This is a genomic window from Paenibacillus sp. FSL R5-0887 (genome assembly GCF_038002305.1).
Classification (GTDB): domain Bacteria; phylum Bacillota; class Bacilli; order Paenibacillales; family Paenibacillaceae; genus Paenibacillus_AQ; species Paenibacillus_AQ odorifer.
On sequence record NZ_JBBOCE010000002.1, the window covers coordinates 619761 to 634275 of the forward strand.

Below are 14515 nucleotides of genomic sequence, written 5' to 3' on the forward strand. Positions count from 1 at the left end.
TTTCGGAGCCATTTAGGGTACTGGCGGTGCGAAGGGCATTCTTAAAGGAGAATATATATGATCATCCAATGCCAAAATGTTCAAAAATACCACGGGGCACAACTCGTGCTGAATAGCATTACCTTCGATATCCGCCAAGGGGAAAAAATTGGCCTGATCGGCCGCAACGGTTGTGGCAAAACGACACTATTCCACCTGCTGAACGGGGAAGAACGTCCCGATGAAGGGCAAATCTCAATACGCAAAGGTAGCGTAGTAGGCCTGCTGGCTCAAATACAAGAAGTTAGCGAAAAAGAAACCGTATATGATGTTCTACAGCGCAGCTTTGCTGAACCTTTGCAATGGCAGCACCGCCTGCGGGAGCTTGAGCTGGAAATGTCCAGCTTTAACAGCGGAACGGATGAAACCCTCTGGAATCGGCTGTTAAAAGAATATGGCAGCTTGCAGGATAAGTTCGAGGCCGCCGGAGGTTACGAGATCGAATCCTCTATTCAGCGCGTAGCCTCCGGTCTCGGGATCGGAACCGGACAATACAGCCGACTGTTCGCCTCTCTTTCAGGAGGAGAAAAAACAAAAGTCGGACTTGCGGAGCTGCTGCTGCGCCGTCCAGACATCCTTCTACTGGATGAACCAACCAATCATCTCGATATGAATGCCATCGAATGGTTGGAGCAATTTTTACAGAGTTATGATGGAACAGTGCTGGCGATCTCCCATGACCGCTACTTTCTGGACGCTGTAGTCAAGAAAGTCATCGAGATTGAAGATGGCGAGGCTTTTACCTTCCACACCAACTACAGCGGCTATCAAGTGGAGAAGGAAACACGACTTCTTCAACAATTTGCTGATTATCAAGAGCAGCAGAAAAAAATAAAACAAATGCAGGAAAGCATCAAACGTCTCATTGAATTTGGCAATCGCGGGACTCCTCCTAACCCTTCCTTTTACCGGAGAGCAGCATCCATGCAAAAAGCACTGGATCGTATGGTGAAGGTTAAACGTCCCATTCTGGAGCGCAAATCAATGGATTTGCAGCTACAGCAAAATGACCGTTCCGGTAATCAGGTTGTCATTTTGGAGGATATCGGAAAAGCATATGGTCAGCGAAGCCTTTTCACAGAGGCAAACGAAGTGCTTCGCTACGGAGAGACTACGGCACTCATCGGCGGTAACGGGGCAGGTAAAAGTACACTTTTAAGAATTATTTTAGGGCAGGAAACCCCGGACAGCGGAAGCTGTACACTCGGTTCAAGAACTGTGGTCGGCTACCTCGCACAAGAGGCTGTTCCGGAAAATAACAAACAGTCTGTACTCCGCTACTTCCGCGAAGAAGCTGGACTTGAAGAAGGTGAAGCTCGCGGGCAGCTTGCACGTTTCCTATTCTATGGTCCCGATGTATTCAAAGACATTACGAATCTGTCCGGTGGTGAATGGACCCGCCTGCGTTTCGCTGTACTAATGCATCGCAAGCCAAACCTGCTGATTCTCGATGAGCCGACCAATCATCTGGACATAGATTCTCGTGAAGCACTCGAAGAAGCATTAGAGGAGTTTCCAGGCACAGTTCTGGCGGTATCTCATGACCGTTATTTCATCAATCGTCTATTTCACAAACTATGGTCCATTGAAGACGGGCGGTTTGGAGTGTTCAACGGAAACTATGAATATTACAAGGAAAAACAAGCTGAAAAAGCATTATTAGCTCCCTCTTTTGCGGATCAAGCTAAACCTTTCTCTGCAGAACGAACAAGTTCAGGCTCTGATAAGCCTCAATCTAACAATTCAGGGAAAGAAACCAACGCTAAATTCTCCAGTTCCCGTAGGAAAAACACCACCTTCGACTGGGAAACGGCCATTGCAGAGGTAGAGAAACGCCTTGGCGTGATCGATGCCAAGATGTTAGAGCCCCTGATCAGCAGCGATGCAGTTGAACTTGCTGAACTGCAACAAGAACGTGATGCGATACAGGAACAGTTGGATGAGCTCTATACAGGATGGATGGAGACAACTGATCTATAAATTGATCTATAAGGAGATGAGCATATGAGCAACAAAGAGAAAATTAAGTTGTTATGGAAAGAATATACCCAGCTTCATCCACAAAAAGCGGATAAATATGACGCCTGGGCCTTTGGTGACAGTCCCCAGATGGCCGATAAACTGCTCGATCTGGTGATTCGTGGGATCAAGACAGGAACTGCTTCAAATTATGATATATTTGAAACTTGTGACGAGACGTTTCCGCAAGTTGGCGGGCACAGTATCGTGCTGGATGGTTCTGGTGATCCGCAGGCAATAATTATTACTACAGAGGTACAAATTATACCTTTTGATGAGGTTAGCGCTGAGTTTGCCTATACTGAAGGAGAGGGTGACCGGACGCTTAAGTCATGGCGTCATGATCATGAGCAGTTCTTCACCCGAGAATCCTTAAAATTCTTAAACAAACCCTTTGATCCAAAGATGAAAGTTGTTTGTGAGAATTTTAAAGTGGTATATACAAAAGGCTAAGATCTTCAGAAAACGCAAAAGGCTGTCTCTTCCACAAGGAAGGGACAGCCTTTTGTGTATACTATAAATTCAACAGAATTAGATCCTCATTAATTTATGGTTTAGTGCCAAAATCCCAAAATCCAGCCAATAACAGAGATCCATAACGGAATGCTGATTAAGATACCCCAAACCAGCCCAGTGGCAATATTGCCTTCTGCAGGACGCACCACATTTTCCTGTTTCAATGGAATGCTCAATTCTTCTTGTTCCATGCGATCCCCTCCTAAAATATCTTATCGTCACAGTAGAGGAAAAAATGTAGACCGCTCGACCCAAAAAATTAAAATTTTGAATTTTGGTAGATATAAAGGCTCAGCGGCCAAACCGTTGTAAGTGCTTACATATTAGATATTAACCAAATTTTGAATAATTAAAAACTTAAATTTGCGGAAGTCATACAGTATATGCAGATTCTTAGTCCAATATTACTACTTTTTCCGGATTTCGTAAATATTCAAACATCGTCCGAATCTGTGCCTCTGTATTCCGCTCTGCTGAGAGCTCAGGCAGCTTATCTTCTGCAAAAAAAGAAACTTCGCTTGTCTCTACCCCTTCCATTGCCTCTCCGCCCACAATGCGGCATAAAATAAAGAACTTATACACGTGATAAGGCTCCGGTGGATGGTTATGAAATTTCTTATCTAATACAGCCAGTAAGCGAACTGCTTCTGCCTCAAAACCCGATTCCTCTTTGATTTCTTTCACAACAACCTCACTCGGGGACAGTCCAATGTCTCCCCAACCACCAGGAAGCGCCCAATTCCCGTCCAACTTCTCGCGAACAAGTAGAATTTCATCCTCCCGGAATACAACACCACGGACATCAACTTTTGGAGTAGCATAACCCCCTTCACCCGCAAAGGAGAGTCTAATTCTCTCCTTGCTTTCGAAGGTATAATTAGCGAGGATATCTACACTGAGCTCCCGCAAAGCTTGATACCGTTCTATATCATAAACATCCTTAGCATAAGTTAATCCAGTCTGTGCGATGGCCTGAATTTCTTTGGCCCACGTTAACCATTTCTGCTCCATTGCTGCACCCCTTTTTCGGTACCTTGATTAGGATTACTGGCAAAGCATTAAATGACGCGAGAAGGCTCCTTTTTTAGCTTCACAACGGTCTATGATTGTAAATCCAGCTTCAGTGATCATCTCGTCCATCGGTTCAATCGCAACGATAACCACCCGATCTGCAATCCGTCGCGCATTCACTAGAATCGCGAACTGCTCCTCAGGTGTAATACTAGAATATAGATTATATGGCATATCTACAATGGCTACATCGTAATGATCAGTGATATCCGCAATATCCCCAAGCGTTACCTCACTGGTGAATCCAAAATGGGCAATATTTGTTCTCGCACCGGTAGCAATCATAGGGTTAATATCACGTCCAACCATGTCGATTCCCATTGACAAGGCTTCTACCATTACAGTTCCAATACCACAGCAAGGATCTATAGCACGTATACCTTCAGGATTCGGAATAGCCATATTAACCGCGGCACGGGCAACACGTGTACTAAGCGCGATAGAATAGCTGCGTGGCTTCTTCATTTGGCGGAACCAAGTTGCCTTGTTTTTATGATAAGATCCGAAGTACCAGCGTCCACCCAGCGTAACAATGCCGTATACCAGCTCCGGATGGTTAACATCCGCTTCTCCTTCAATCCGCAACCCAATTTCCCGCTCGATCACTCTGCGCTCATCATACTCTATTTTGTCTGCAGGGCCCAGATCGTTGGTCTTCACAAAAATAACCTTAAACGTCTTGCCGCCAAGCTCCACCTGCTCCGTTTGATCATAAATCTCAGGCAGACTATCCCCTTCATACATTACATCTATCCGCTCTTTAATGAAGGGACTGCGGCTGACATCCACTTCAACCTCACTCTTAAAAAGAGCAGTCGGCACCTGCTCGCCAAAAAGACATCGCAGCTCCATCTGACACAGCGATAATTCGTCCTCTGAACAGGTGTAAGTATAAATAAATGTGTTTGTTCCACTTTCCGTATGCAATATAATCCATCCTCTATCCCAGTGAATTGTTCTGCTGTCTTGTTACTCCTGTGTATCGTGCTGGTGGTCATAATCTATACGCGCTTTGGCGATCTTCCCATTGTTTTTGTTGACCCAGTCCACAAGCGAGGTTAAAGGTCCCAACAATGATTCTCCTATGCTCGTCAGACCGTATTCCACAGTCAGTGGGACTGTAGGCGTCGCTTTACGCCAAACTAATCCATCCCGTTCCAAATGGCGCAGGGTCTGGGTCAGCATCCGTTGTGATATCCCTCCAGAGCGCCTTTGCAACTCTTTGAACCGCAAAGCTTCAGCACCTAAATTGACTATGATCAGTACACTCCATTTGTCTCCGACCCTGTCCAGAATCTGGCGGGTAATGGAGCAATCCTCCAGCATCGGCATGAACCGGGTGGGTTCTTCCTTTGAATGTTCCAACTGTGGTTACCTCCATGTAACTTAAGCATGTAATAGTGCCTTCTTGTCCCTCAAGCCTATTCAGCTTATCATGGTTACTGTTAGTAATCAACAACCGGAAAGGAACTAATAAATCATGAAAAAGACCATTGCCATCATGGGTGCTGGACCCGGCCTAGGACTCTCAATCGCCAAAAAATTCGGAGCCAACGGATTTCAAGTGGCATTAATCTCTCGAAATGAAGAGAAGCTGAACACCCTTGTTCAGGAACTGCAAGCACTAAATATCGAGGCTGCTGCTTTTCCTGCCGACGTATACAATAAAGAACAAGTAGCCACAGCCTTCGATAATATCAAGAAAAAATACGGCTTTATCGATGTGCTCGAATTCAGCCCGACAAGTGGAAATTACCCTCCTACTCCTGCTTCACAAGTAACCGAAGAAAATGCACAGGATGCCTTTCAGGCACTGGTTGTAGCCGCTATCCGCAGCGTAGCACAGGTATTGCCTGAGATGCTGGAGAAACGCAGCGGCGCACTGCTGTTCACAACCGGATTGTCCTCCGTCTATCCCATGCAGATGATGGGTAATGTTGGCATTGCGCTTAGCGGATTAAGAAACTACGCACTTAACCTGCATGCAGATTTGGCTCCACAAGGAATCTATGTAGGTCATTTAGCACTTGGTGTATTCATTAAACCCGGCACTGCTACAGATCCAGGACTCATCGCTGATGTTTGGTATGAGATGTATATGGACAAAAGCAAAGCTGAGGATACTTTTCCCCAAGGTGTGACACCGGCTACAATCATCTGGTGAGAGGTTTGCCCCATCGCTTTTGATCCATAGTGAGTTCTCCAGTATAATGGTTCCTATAGAATGCTAAACAAGACGGTCACGCATGGCCAATAAGCTTATGCCCAGGCGCTTACAAAGCCGGTTTTGCGCAGCAAAACTTAAGGAGGTACATACTCACTATGTCATACGAAACTTATTTTTCAACCCACCGGGATGAACATCTCGAAGAACTAAAACAATGGCTCAGAATTCCAAGTATTTCTGCCTTATCTGAACATAAGGACGATGTACTGAAGGCAGCCCATTGGCTGACAGACACCCTGAAAAAAGCCGGACTTGAGAACATTGAGTTGCATCCGACAGCGGGACATCCCGTTATATATGCCGATTATCTTCATGCTCCAGGCAAACCAACCATTCTCGTGTATGGTCACTACGATGTACAACCAGTAGACCCATTAAACCTATGGACCACACCTCCATTTGAACCAGAGATTCGTGATGGCAAGCTTTATGCACGCGGAGCAACAGATGACAAAGGACAAGTATTCGTTCACCTCAAAGCCATTGAGGCGATCCTGAAACAAGAAGGTACTCTTCCTGTGAATCTCAAGCTTTGCATCGAAGGTGAAGAAGAAATCGGCAGTGTGAATCTGCCTCCGTTCCTTGAAGCCAATAAAGAAAAGCTCGCTGCGGATGCGGTGTTAGTCTCCGATACATCCCTATTGGAACGCGGTCGTCCTGCCATCTGCACTGGGCTACGTGGACTAGCTTCCCTTGAAGTTGATGTAACTACCGCTTTGACAGACCTGCACTCCGGTTCTTACGGCGGCGGTGTTCCGAATGCACTGCATGCCCTAGTATCTTTACTAAGCTCGCTTCATGACGACAAAGGACGTGTATCTGTAGACGGATTCTATGATGGTGTTCCTGAACTTTCCCCAATGCTGCGGGAAGAATTCGTGAAGCAAGGTGTGAATGAAGATAAAATCCGCGAAGGTCTTGGATTGGAATCGTTATACGGGGAAGAAGGTTATTCCTTTGTAGAACGGATTGGCGCTCGTCCTACGCTTGAGCTTAACGGCGTATACGGCGGTTTCCAAGGGGAAGGCAGTAAGACGGTTATCCCTAAAGAAGCCCATGCGAAGATTACCTGCCGCCTAGTAGGCGATCAGGATCCACAGCATATCCTCGATGCCGTTGAAGCACATCTGAAGGCTAATATTCAGACCGGAGCGAAAGTGCATGTTAAGCAAATGGAGAAGGCACGTGCCTTTAACATCGATCCGTCGAATCCTATTCTGCAAACTGCAGCAGACGCATATGGCAAAGTATATGGAACCCGCGCCCTCTTCACCAAAGACGGCGGCTCCATTCCAATCATGGAGAGCTTCTCCCGTGTACTGGAAGCACCTGTCGTTCTGATGGGCTTTGGTCTCGATGATGAGAACCTGCATGCACCGGATGAGCATTTCAACCTGGAGAACTTCGACAAGGGATTACTCACCATTGTTGAGTTCCTAAAGACTGTATAAGCTCCCTACAAACAATTAAAGCCAGGTTCCCTAAATTGGGAGCCTGGCTTTTTAGTATGCGGCCAAACAAAAGAGCATCATTGCTTAGTCCATTTATAAAACCACCATACCATTGCTATCACCATTATTATTAAAAGAAAAATCAGGCTTTTAACTGAACTACTTATTATTAAAGGTCTTAAATAAGCGATCATTATCCGTCCCCCATATAGAATGAATATAAAAGAGATATAATCACCATATCACTTAATACAAAATATTGAAATAGCAGAGAAACTCTGTGCTTAATCACCATTATTAGCCTTCATGTAATATCTCCAGCAACAAAAATAAGCAACGTTTCAATCGTCCCTGAGATATTCTCCACTTTGCCATGACCATAAGGATGAGCTTTATTCGCAGAGCGACTCGACCATCGGACCGAGAAAAAAGCAATCAACGAAGCAACTACATCTAAGGAGGAGTGGATCGCTTCCGAGATAATTGCTACTGAACCTGTAAGTACTCCGACCATAAGCTTTAAAGAAACGATAAATGTATTGCTAAGTACAGATAGGAACGCAATTTTTGCACCATTCAAAAGTTTCACAACCTTTTCTTAAAAGTACGCTATATTAAAGTTTTTCCATTAGGCAAATAGCATAAACAAAAAAATCCCACCAACCATTAATAGGCTGATGGGATATAAAAAAACCCTTGCATCGCAAGGATTTGGAAGTTTGAATTATGGAGCGGGTGATGGGAATCGAACCCACGCTATCAGCTTGGAAGGCTGAAGTTCTACCATTGAACTACACCCGCACTAGAAATTGAATACAAGAGATATTGTATCATCCCTACAAGTAAAAATCAACATTTTTTTAGTTTACAGGGAAGCGCCGAGGGGTGCCTTTTTTAAAAATATCGCCTCAAACTCTGCTGGTTGAATAGGTTTGCTGAACAGAAATCCTTGAGCTTCATGACAATGCTGTTCACGCAAAAACTGCAGCTGCTCCTTGTTCTCAACACCCTCAGCCGTAACCTTTAGCTTCAAATGATGCGCCATAGAAGTGATTGTAGAGACTATAGCAGCATTGTTGCTGTCCTCCATAACCTCTGATACGAACGACCTGTCTATTTTCAATCTGTCGATCGGCATGTTCTTTAGATAATGCAGGGAGCTGTAGCCTGTACCAAAATCATCAATACTGATGAAGACACCAAGCTCTTTCAGACGTTTCAGCTGATCAAAGGCTGTTTCTTTATCCAAGGTCATACTCTCAGTAATCTCAAGGTCGACATAACACGGATCTAATCCAATGTCGGTTAAGATGGTATGAATCCTCCCTGCTAGATTAGGCTGAAGGAATTGCCGCATAGATAGGTTGATGGAGACGCAAATCGGCACATAGCCGGCCAGCTGCCATTTTTTATTCTGCAGACAAGCTGTTTTGAGTACCCATTCCCCAATCGGAACAATAAGTCCACTCTCCTCAGCTAACGGGATAAATTCCGCCGGAGAGACCAGACCACGTTTCGGATGATTCCAGCGGAGCAGAGCTTCCATTCCTACGATCTCTTCCGTCTCCAATAAAACCTTTGGCTGATACACCAGAAAGAATTCATTGCGTTCAAGCGCTCTGCGGAGGTCATTTTCCAGCTTTAGACGTTCCTTTGCTTTCATCTGCATAGCTGGGATATACCGGCGAATTTCCACTCCCTGTTCCTTGGCATTATGTACAGCCGTATCAGCATTCTGAATTAGATGTTCCGCAGTTTCACCGTCACCGGGATAAATACTTAACCCCATACTAAGCGAAATATGGTACTCCCCCGACTCTAAGGCAATAGGTACCTCAAACAATCGATGCAGCTCCGTAGCTCGTACCAAACATTCTCCAAGACTTGCTCTCTCCATCATAAGAAAAGCGAACTCATCCGCCCCCATACTATAAAGCTCTTCAGTAGATTTGGCCTCATTCACAAGGCGCTCAGACACCAGCTTCAGTAAATGGTCTCCGGCAAAATGGCCCAGGGAGTCATTTATATTCTTGAAATGATTAATATTCATAATAGCTAACGCTGAGAATTTATCGCTCGTTTTCTTCTCTCCAGCAATAATCATCTCTTCTACACGCTGCGTCAGACGACGTCTATTGGGAAGTCCCGTTAAATCATCATGATAGGCTAAATAATTGATCCGCTCCTCAGCCAACTGCTTTTCGTAAAAAGGTTCTTCAATCGTCAGACGATATACTCCGGTAAGCAGCAAGTAGTAAGCAACTCCGCTACACACCATTCCAAAAAGATCATCTATATTGCCACTACTGAATGGACTCATAAAAAAGGCTTGGCCCAAAGAGAAAAAGATAAGTGCTCGAATAATAATAAGCAGTGAGGCTGACTTTTCACTTTTTTCAGGAAATACAATAACCGCAACACCTGCCAAGTAAACAAAAAGAACTGCTAAATCAGCAATCTGCTTCAATGGATTCATCCAAGGCTTAGTTAATAACTGAGGCAATGCCGAGTGGCTGAAAATAAACAAAACAATGGAAAGCACAATCAACATGAAGGCTATTCTAAACAATTTTCTTTTTTCAGAGACAGACACGGGCTTATCTTCCCTGCTAAAAATAAACAACATTCCTAAACCGCTGATTAGTCGTGAGAGGGTTCGCAGCCACAACGATTCTTCAAAAGTTATGAATGATGAAATCAACGGGACGCCGACAAAACCCAGTGTATGCAAGAAATCAATAATACATATTCCACCAAAAAGAGCAGCGGCATATAATCTTCCTTTAGATAATCTGCTAGAGAAGAATAACCAGCCCTGTGCAAATATTGCAAATCCAAAAGCAACATTACAGCAGCCGACAATGAGATAGAGAGAAGAAATAATATCCCAATCGTCCAATCGGTTAAGCGATGTATGGAAAATTTGAATTAAAAGGAACAGCAAGGCGCCTACAGCAGCTGCTTGAATTGTCTTTTTCTCTTCTTGTCTCATAAGTCCCTCGCGTCTGAAAATAATATCTATTAATTAACATTCAAGTATAGTTATGTCCTATGTATAAATATCGGCGGGATAGGACTTTTAAGTTACATTTCTTTTATGGGCATTCAAATGGAAGGCGCGTTTATAAGTTATATATTCATAAATCTTGCATAAATATAAACCATTTTCTGCTAGCAGGCAACCAAAAAAGCACTTCCCCCTACGAAAGGGTTCAGTGCTTCTAAGAAACTCAAGTTTATTTGTCACCGAAGGTTACTTCTGGTGTTGTAAGCTTATCAAAAAAATCAACGGATTTATCCTTGTCTGCAGATGCACGAAGTGCCATTGCTGAACGTGGATGCTCATCAAGTGTACCTGTGATCATATAAGGAATGATATAGCCCCACTCCTCTTTCTCACGCAAAGGAATCATCAGGCGTTCAATAATATCAAGCACAGGGCGCAAGGAGTAACGTGTATTCTTCAAATGAGTTACTAACAGCTCTGTAGGGCAATTTCCTGCAGCTCGTCCCATTCCATAACAAGAAGCATCCAGTAACTCTACACCATTCTCAGCAGCAATCAACGTGTTGGAGAACGCCAACTGAAGATTATTGTGAGTATGTACGCCTAGACGTTTGTTTGGCAGATGTGTCTTGAACTTCTCAACCAGATAATTCATGTCATTGTGATCCAAGCTGCCGTATGAATCTACAATATATACCACATCAACAACGCTCTCACGGATCATTTCAAAAGCTTCCAACAATTCATTCTCCATAACATTAGACAAAGCCATAATGTTGATCGTTGTCTCATAGCCTAGATCATGGAAAGTTTGTACCAATTGCAGGGCTTTCTCTACATCTTTGCTGTAGCATGCCACACGAATCAAATCCAGCATACTTTCGCTGCGAGGCAAAATATCATTCTCATCCACGCGGCCGATATCAACCAAAGCAGATAGCTTGGTGTGACCTTTTTGCGGAATCACTTTACGCAGGAAATCATCGTCCAGAAAACGCCATGGTCCGGCACCCTCTGCTCCTTTGAGCAATTTTGGTGAATTTTTATAACCGATTTCCATATAATCAACACCAGCTTCATTCAAGCCGGCATATAAGTTTTGTACAAATTCCACACTAAAATCCCAGTTGTTCACTAGGCCCCCATCTCGGATGGTGCAGTCAACAATCTTACATTGATTAGTCTTCATAATTATCTCCCTTCAACTATTGCAATCATTATAACCGCGAATATAGCTTTACTATGCAATTTATATCGTATAATCATACTTTAATGAAGAATAAAATGTAAAGGAATTTCATCTTCTTCTCTTTAATGCTATTACCACATCGTGTCAGCGACAATGATCACAGTAAATAAGCCCTAAAAATGCTACATTACAAGAAAATCATTGAGATTGATTATCAGTCTCTTTTGGAGGGATAAAAATGGCTTCTACCTCTTGCTCATTACTGCGACTACAACCGGGTTCGACCGGATATATTCATAAAATAGAAGGAATCAACCCCATCCTGCGTCGTCGTCTGGCTGATCTTGGAGTGTCCGAGGGTGTGAGCATTCGCCTGAAAGGAAAAGGACCTTTTTTAGGACCTATTACCTTGGAATGCAATGGACAACTGTTCGCCATCCGCCGGAAGGAAGCTTCATTGATTGAGGTGAACGTGTCTTGAGTTCAATAGCACTTGTAGGTAACCCCAATACAGGTAAAACCTCTCTCTTCAATACATTGACCTCCTCATACGAATATGTTGGTAACTGGTCAGGGGTAACGGTAGAAAAGAAGATCGGCAGCCTGAAGAACGGCGCTGGCAAGCTCATTGATTTGCCGGGCATCTATTCCTTGCACCCACTCTCACGTGATGAGGGAGTTGCTGCCCAGTATTTAATAGAAGAATCTCCTGAAGCCTTAATTAATATCGTGGATGCTTCACAGCTGGAACGAAATCTGCTGCTCACGCTTCAATTACTTGAGTATGGCAAACCTACCTTACTCGGACTGAATATGATTGACGTCGCCAATGCACGTGGAATTCGCATCAATCATGAAGTCTTACAATCACGACTGGGTATAACTGTCCTCCCGCTTGTTGCAAGAACGGGAAAAGGCTGCGCACAAGTCCTCAGTATTTTAGAGAAATCCTCTGCGATTCCCGCTGTAAAGTTCAAGTTGAACTATGGTGAGATTGTAGAGCATGCGATATCTTCTATAGAAAAGGAATTACTTCCTATCAAGGACTTACCCAATCACCGCTGGATTGCTCTACAGCTTATGGAGCAGAATCCGGTTATTCTTCATTTTCTAAAGACACGTATGGACACCACCCGCCTGCTAAATATCTGTGAATCCTGTCAGAGTGAACTACAGATCAAAAAGCTGGCCCTGACGCTCCCCCAATGGATTCGCTCACAGCGGATGGATTATATCCACTCCATTTGTGAGGTTGTACTTGATACAACAACGCAGAAGCCTCATAACTTAACAGAAAAATTAGATTCCATATTGACGCATCGTTTTCTAGGACTGCCCTTATTTATCTTCTTTATGTATGCTCTCTTTAAGACCACATTTGACTGGGTCGGCGGACCTCTATCAGATCTCCTCGATGGCCTGATCTCCGGACCGATTAGTGATGGAGCCAATTCCCTGCTACAGACGCTTGGAGCATCCAGCTTCACCCATGCCCTGATCGTCGATGGATTAATTAGCGGTGTAGGGGGCGTCCTCGTCTTTGTCCCGCAAATCTTCATTCTCTTCCTGATCATTTCCTTCTTGGAGGATTCAGGATACATGGCTCGGGTTTGCTTATTAATGGACAGCACGATGGAACGTATGGGACTAAACGGAAAAGCATTTATTCCATTCATCATTGGCTTTGGCTGCAATGTACCTGCCATAATGGCGGCGCGCAGCATCGAACAGCCCAAAGACCGAATGCTGACCACCTTGCTAATGCCACTTATGTCCTGCTCTGCGAGACTGCCTGTTTACGCTTTATTCGCAGCTGTGTTTTTTCCGGCGCAAGAGGCCGTAGCAGTTCTGTCCATGTATGTGATGGGTATTGTGTTTGCGCTGATTCTTTGTAAGGTATTCTCTAAATATTTATTCAAAAATGAATCCTCAGTTTTCATGATCGAGCTTCCACCTTATCGTATGCCGCAGATCAAGACCTTATCGCGCAGCACTTGGGAAAAGGGCAAAGGTTTCCTGCGAAAAGCTGGAACTATTATTCTTGCAGGCTCAGCAATTATTTGGTTTATGTCTTATGCCGGTCCTGGCGGGTTTGATGTGGACATGGATCACAGCTTCCTGGCTAAGTTTGGAGGTATGATCGCACCGCTACTGGCACCGCTTGGTTTCGGAACATGGCAGGCTGGCTCTACATTGGTTCCGGGTTTTTTGGCAAAAGAGGTCGTAGTCTCTACCATGAATATCATCTATCACGCACCAGATGCTGCTGGTTTAGAAAATCAAATTTCTCAAGTCTTCACACCATTGAGTTCGATCAGCTTTATGGCCTTTATCCTGCTATATATTCCTTGTTTGGCTACTGTAGGGGTAATCAAAAAAGAAACAGCGTCTTGGAAATGGACCTTCTTCTCCATGGGCTATTCTCTCGTTCTGGCGTATATCGTATCTTTAATTATTTTTCAAGGCGGACGGTTATTAGGATGGTCGTAGACTTGTAAATTATAAGATTCTCATGATGAAAGTGGGGTACCATTATGATAAATGTTGTGATTGTCGCCTTAATTTTCGGTTATTCTGGCTGGACCATCTATCGACATGTGCAAAAGGGGAAGCAGGGCGCTTGTGCAGGCTGTGATAAAGGAAAAAGCTGCTCGGCAGCATCGGTGGATTCCCCTCTTTCTTGTTGTTCAACACCGGTTAACAACAAGAAGTAAGCTTGTAAAACGAGCAATAAATAGAGATTTATCGTTTAGCCTCCTTAACTAACGGGTATGTTTGTTATAAGCAACTACAGACAATACCAAGGAGGTAATTCCTATGAATACCAAAAAGACATTATTTACAACGGTCGCATTGGGAGCAGTATATTTACTGAAGAATAAGGGAACTCGCGATAAAATTATGAACGGCATTCAATCCTACACTTCCCAATCGAAGGTCAAAAAATCCAATGGCACTGTTTAAGCTTCTGCTCTTGGATTTCAATAAAGGGGTGT

The 14515-nt window shown here is 44.1% G+C and carries 14 protein-coding genes, 1 tRNA gene and 1 pseudogene; 8 read left to right on the forward strand and 8 right to left on the reverse strand.

The annotated features are described in order from the left end of the window. Positions 1 to 57 precede the first annotated feature (57 nt). Entirely contained in the window at positions 58 to 2019 is a 1962-nt protein-coding gene (locus MKY14_RS20570) for an ABC-F family ATP-binding cassette domain-containing protein (protein WP_339189975.1), read from the forward strand. A 24-nt stretch (positions 2020 to 2043) separates the two neighbouring features. Next, a complete protein-coding gene (locus MKY14_RS20575; RefSeq protein ID WP_076125460.1) occupies positions 2044 to 2511 on the forward strand; it encodes an ASCH domain-containing protein in 468 nt (155 codons plus the stop codon). A gap of 101 nt (positions 2512 to 2612) precedes the next feature. Here MKY14_RS20575 and MKY14_RS20580 read toward each other — a convergent pair whose 3' ends face one another. The 4 genes from MKY14_RS20580 to MKY14_RS20595 form a co-directional block, all read right to left on the reverse strand. Next, positions 2613 to 2765, reverse strand: coding sequence for a hypothetical protein (locus tag MKY14_RS20580; RefSeq protein ID WP_155288093.1), 153 nt, complete (start codon positions 2763 to 2765; stop codon positions 2613 to 2615). Between the two features lie 202 nt (positions 2766 to 2967). After that, the gene (locus MKY14_RS20585; RefSeq protein WP_076125462.1) at positions 2968 to 3585 is read right to left on the reverse strand and encodes an NUDIX hydrolase; all 618 of its coding nucleotides are present in this window, start codon (positions 3583 to 3585) and stop codon (positions 2968 to 2970) included. Between the two features lie 33 nt (positions 3586 to 3618). Continuing rightward, positions 3619 to 4572 carry an RNA methyltransferase gene (locus MKY14_RS20590; protein WP_076125464.1) on the reverse strand — a complete coding sequence of 318 codons (954 nt, stop codon included), beginning with the start codon at positions 4570 to 4572 and terminating at the stop codon, positions 3619 to 3621. A gap of 42 nt (positions 4573 to 4614) precedes the next feature. Continuing rightward, a complete protein-coding gene (locus MKY14_RS20595; RefSeq protein ID WP_244886429.1) occupies positions 4615 to 5010 on the reverse strand; it encodes a winged helix-turn-helix transcriptional regulator in 396 nt (131 codons plus the stop codon). A gap of 115 nt (positions 5011 to 5125) precedes the next feature. Between MKY14_RS20595 and MKY14_RS20600 the strand changes: the two genes are divergently transcribed. After that, entirely contained in the window at positions 5126 to 5809 is a 684-nt protein-coding gene (locus tag MKY14_RS20600) for an SDR family NAD(P)-dependent oxidoreductase (RefSeq protein WP_076125466.1), read from the forward strand. Between the two features lie 158 nt (positions 5810 to 5967). Further along, positions 5968 to 7323, forward strand: coding sequence for a dipeptidase (locus MKY14_RS20605; protein ID WP_036680069.1), 1356 nt, complete (start codon positions 5968 to 5970; stop codon positions 7321 to 7323). A gap of 316 nt (positions 7324 to 7639) precedes the next feature. On the opposite strand, the pseudogene MKY14_RS20610 reads toward MKY14_RS20605, so the two are convergent. The 4 genes and pseudogenes from MKY14_RS20610 to MKY14_RS20625 form a co-directional block, all read right to left on the reverse strand. Then, positions 7640 to 7903 (reverse strand): annotated as a pseudogene (locus tag MKY14_RS20610) (cation diffusion facilitator family transporter); the annotation flags it as partial. Positions 7904 to 8050: 147 nt separating this feature from the next. Beyond that, positions 8051 to 8124, reverse strand: a tRNA-Gly gene (locus tag MKY14_RS20615). Positions 8125 to 8188: 64 nt separating this feature from the next. Next, entirely contained in the window at positions 8189 to 10315 is a 2127-nt protein-coding gene (locus MKY14_RS20620) for a putative bifunctional diguanylate cyclase/phosphodiesterase (RefSeq protein ID WP_076192986.1), read from the reverse strand. A 244-nt stretch (positions 10316 to 10559) separates the two neighbouring features. Beyond that, entirely contained in the window at positions 10560 to 11519 is a 960-nt protein-coding gene (locus tag MKY14_RS20625) for an aldolase catalytic domain-containing protein (RefSeq protein WP_170914180.1), read from the reverse strand. 238 nt (positions 11520 to 11757) lie between these two features. Here MKY14_RS20625 and MKY14_RS20630 point away from each other — a divergent pair, with 238 nt between their 5' ends. The 4 genes from MKY14_RS20630 to MKY14_RS20645 all read left to right on the forward strand — a co-directional run bounded on the left by MKY14_RS20630 (position 11758) and on the right by MKY14_RS20645 (position 14483). After that, positions 11758 to 12000, forward strand: coding sequence for a FeoA family protein (locus MKY14_RS20630; RefSeq protein WP_036680093.1), 243 nt, complete (start codon positions 11758 to 11760; stop codon positions 11998 to 12000). Continuing rightward, positions 11997 to 14009, forward strand: coding sequence for a ferrous iron transport protein B (gene feoB / locus MKY14_RS20635; protein WP_076125470.1), 2013 nt, complete (start codon positions 11997 to 11999; stop codon positions 14007 to 14009). The genes MKY14_RS20630 and feoB overlap by 4 nt, the downstream gene beginning before the upstream one ends. A 44-nt stretch (positions 14010 to 14053) precedes the next feature. Next, complete coding sequence (locus MKY14_RS20640; RefSeq protein ID WP_076125472.1) at positions 14054 to 14233, forward strand: FeoB-associated Cys-rich membrane protein; 180 nt, start codon at positions 14054 to 14056, stop codon at positions 14231 to 14233. A 103-nt stretch (positions 14234 to 14336) separates the two neighbouring features. Continuing rightward, a complete protein-coding gene (locus tag MKY14_RS20645; RefSeq protein ID WP_175618979.1) occupies positions 14337 to 14483 on the forward strand; it encodes a hypothetical protein in 147 nt (48 codons plus the stop codon). Positions 14484 to 14515 lie beyond the last annotated feature (32 nt).

Bases quoted from the DNA above. Each gene is read 5' to 3' on its own strand.
- MKY14_RS20605 (WP_036680069.1), top strand. From the start codon at position 5,968: ATGTCATACGAAACTTATTTTTCAACCCACCGGGATGAACATCTCGAA.
- MKY14_RS20620 (WP_076192986.1), bottom strand. From the start codon at position 10,315: ATGAGACAAGAAGAGAAAAAGACAATTCAAGCAGCTGCTGTAGGCGCC.
- MKY14_RS20600 (WP_076125466.1), top strand. From the start codon at position 5,126: ATGAAAAAGACCATTGCCATCATGGGTGCTGGACCCGGCCTAGGACTC.
- MKY14_RS20575 (WP_076125460.1), top strand. From the start codon at position 2,044: ATGAGCAACAAAGAGAAAATTAAGTTGTTATGGAAAGAATATACCCAG.
- MKY14_RS20645 (WP_175618979.1), top strand. From the start codon at position 14,337: ATGAATACCAAAAAGACATTATTTACAACGGTCGCATTGGGAGCAGTA.
- MKY14_RS20625 (WP_170914180.1), bottom strand. From the start codon at position 11,519: ATGAAGACTAATCAATGTAAGATTGTTGACTGCACCATCCGAGATGGG.
- MKY14_RS20570 (WP_339189975.1), top strand. From the start codon at position 58: ATGATCATCCAATGCCAAAATGTTCAAAAATACCACGGGGCACAACTC.
- MKY14_RS20630 (WP_036680093.1), top strand. From the start codon at position 11,758: ATGGCTTCTACCTCTTGCTCATTACTGCGACTACAACCGGGTTCGACC.
- MKY14_RS20580 (WP_155288093.1), bottom strand. From the start codon at position 2,765: ATGGAACAAGAAGAATTGAGCATTCCATTGAAACAGGAAAATGTGGTG.
- MKY14_RS20640 (WP_076125472.1), top strand. From the start codon at position 14,054: ATGATAAATGTTGTGATTGTCGCCTTAATTTTCGGTTATTCTGGCTGG.
- MKY14_RS20585 (WP_076125462.1), bottom strand. From the start codon at position 3,585: ATGGAGCAGAAATGGTTAACGTGGGCCAAAGAAATTCAGGCCATCGCA.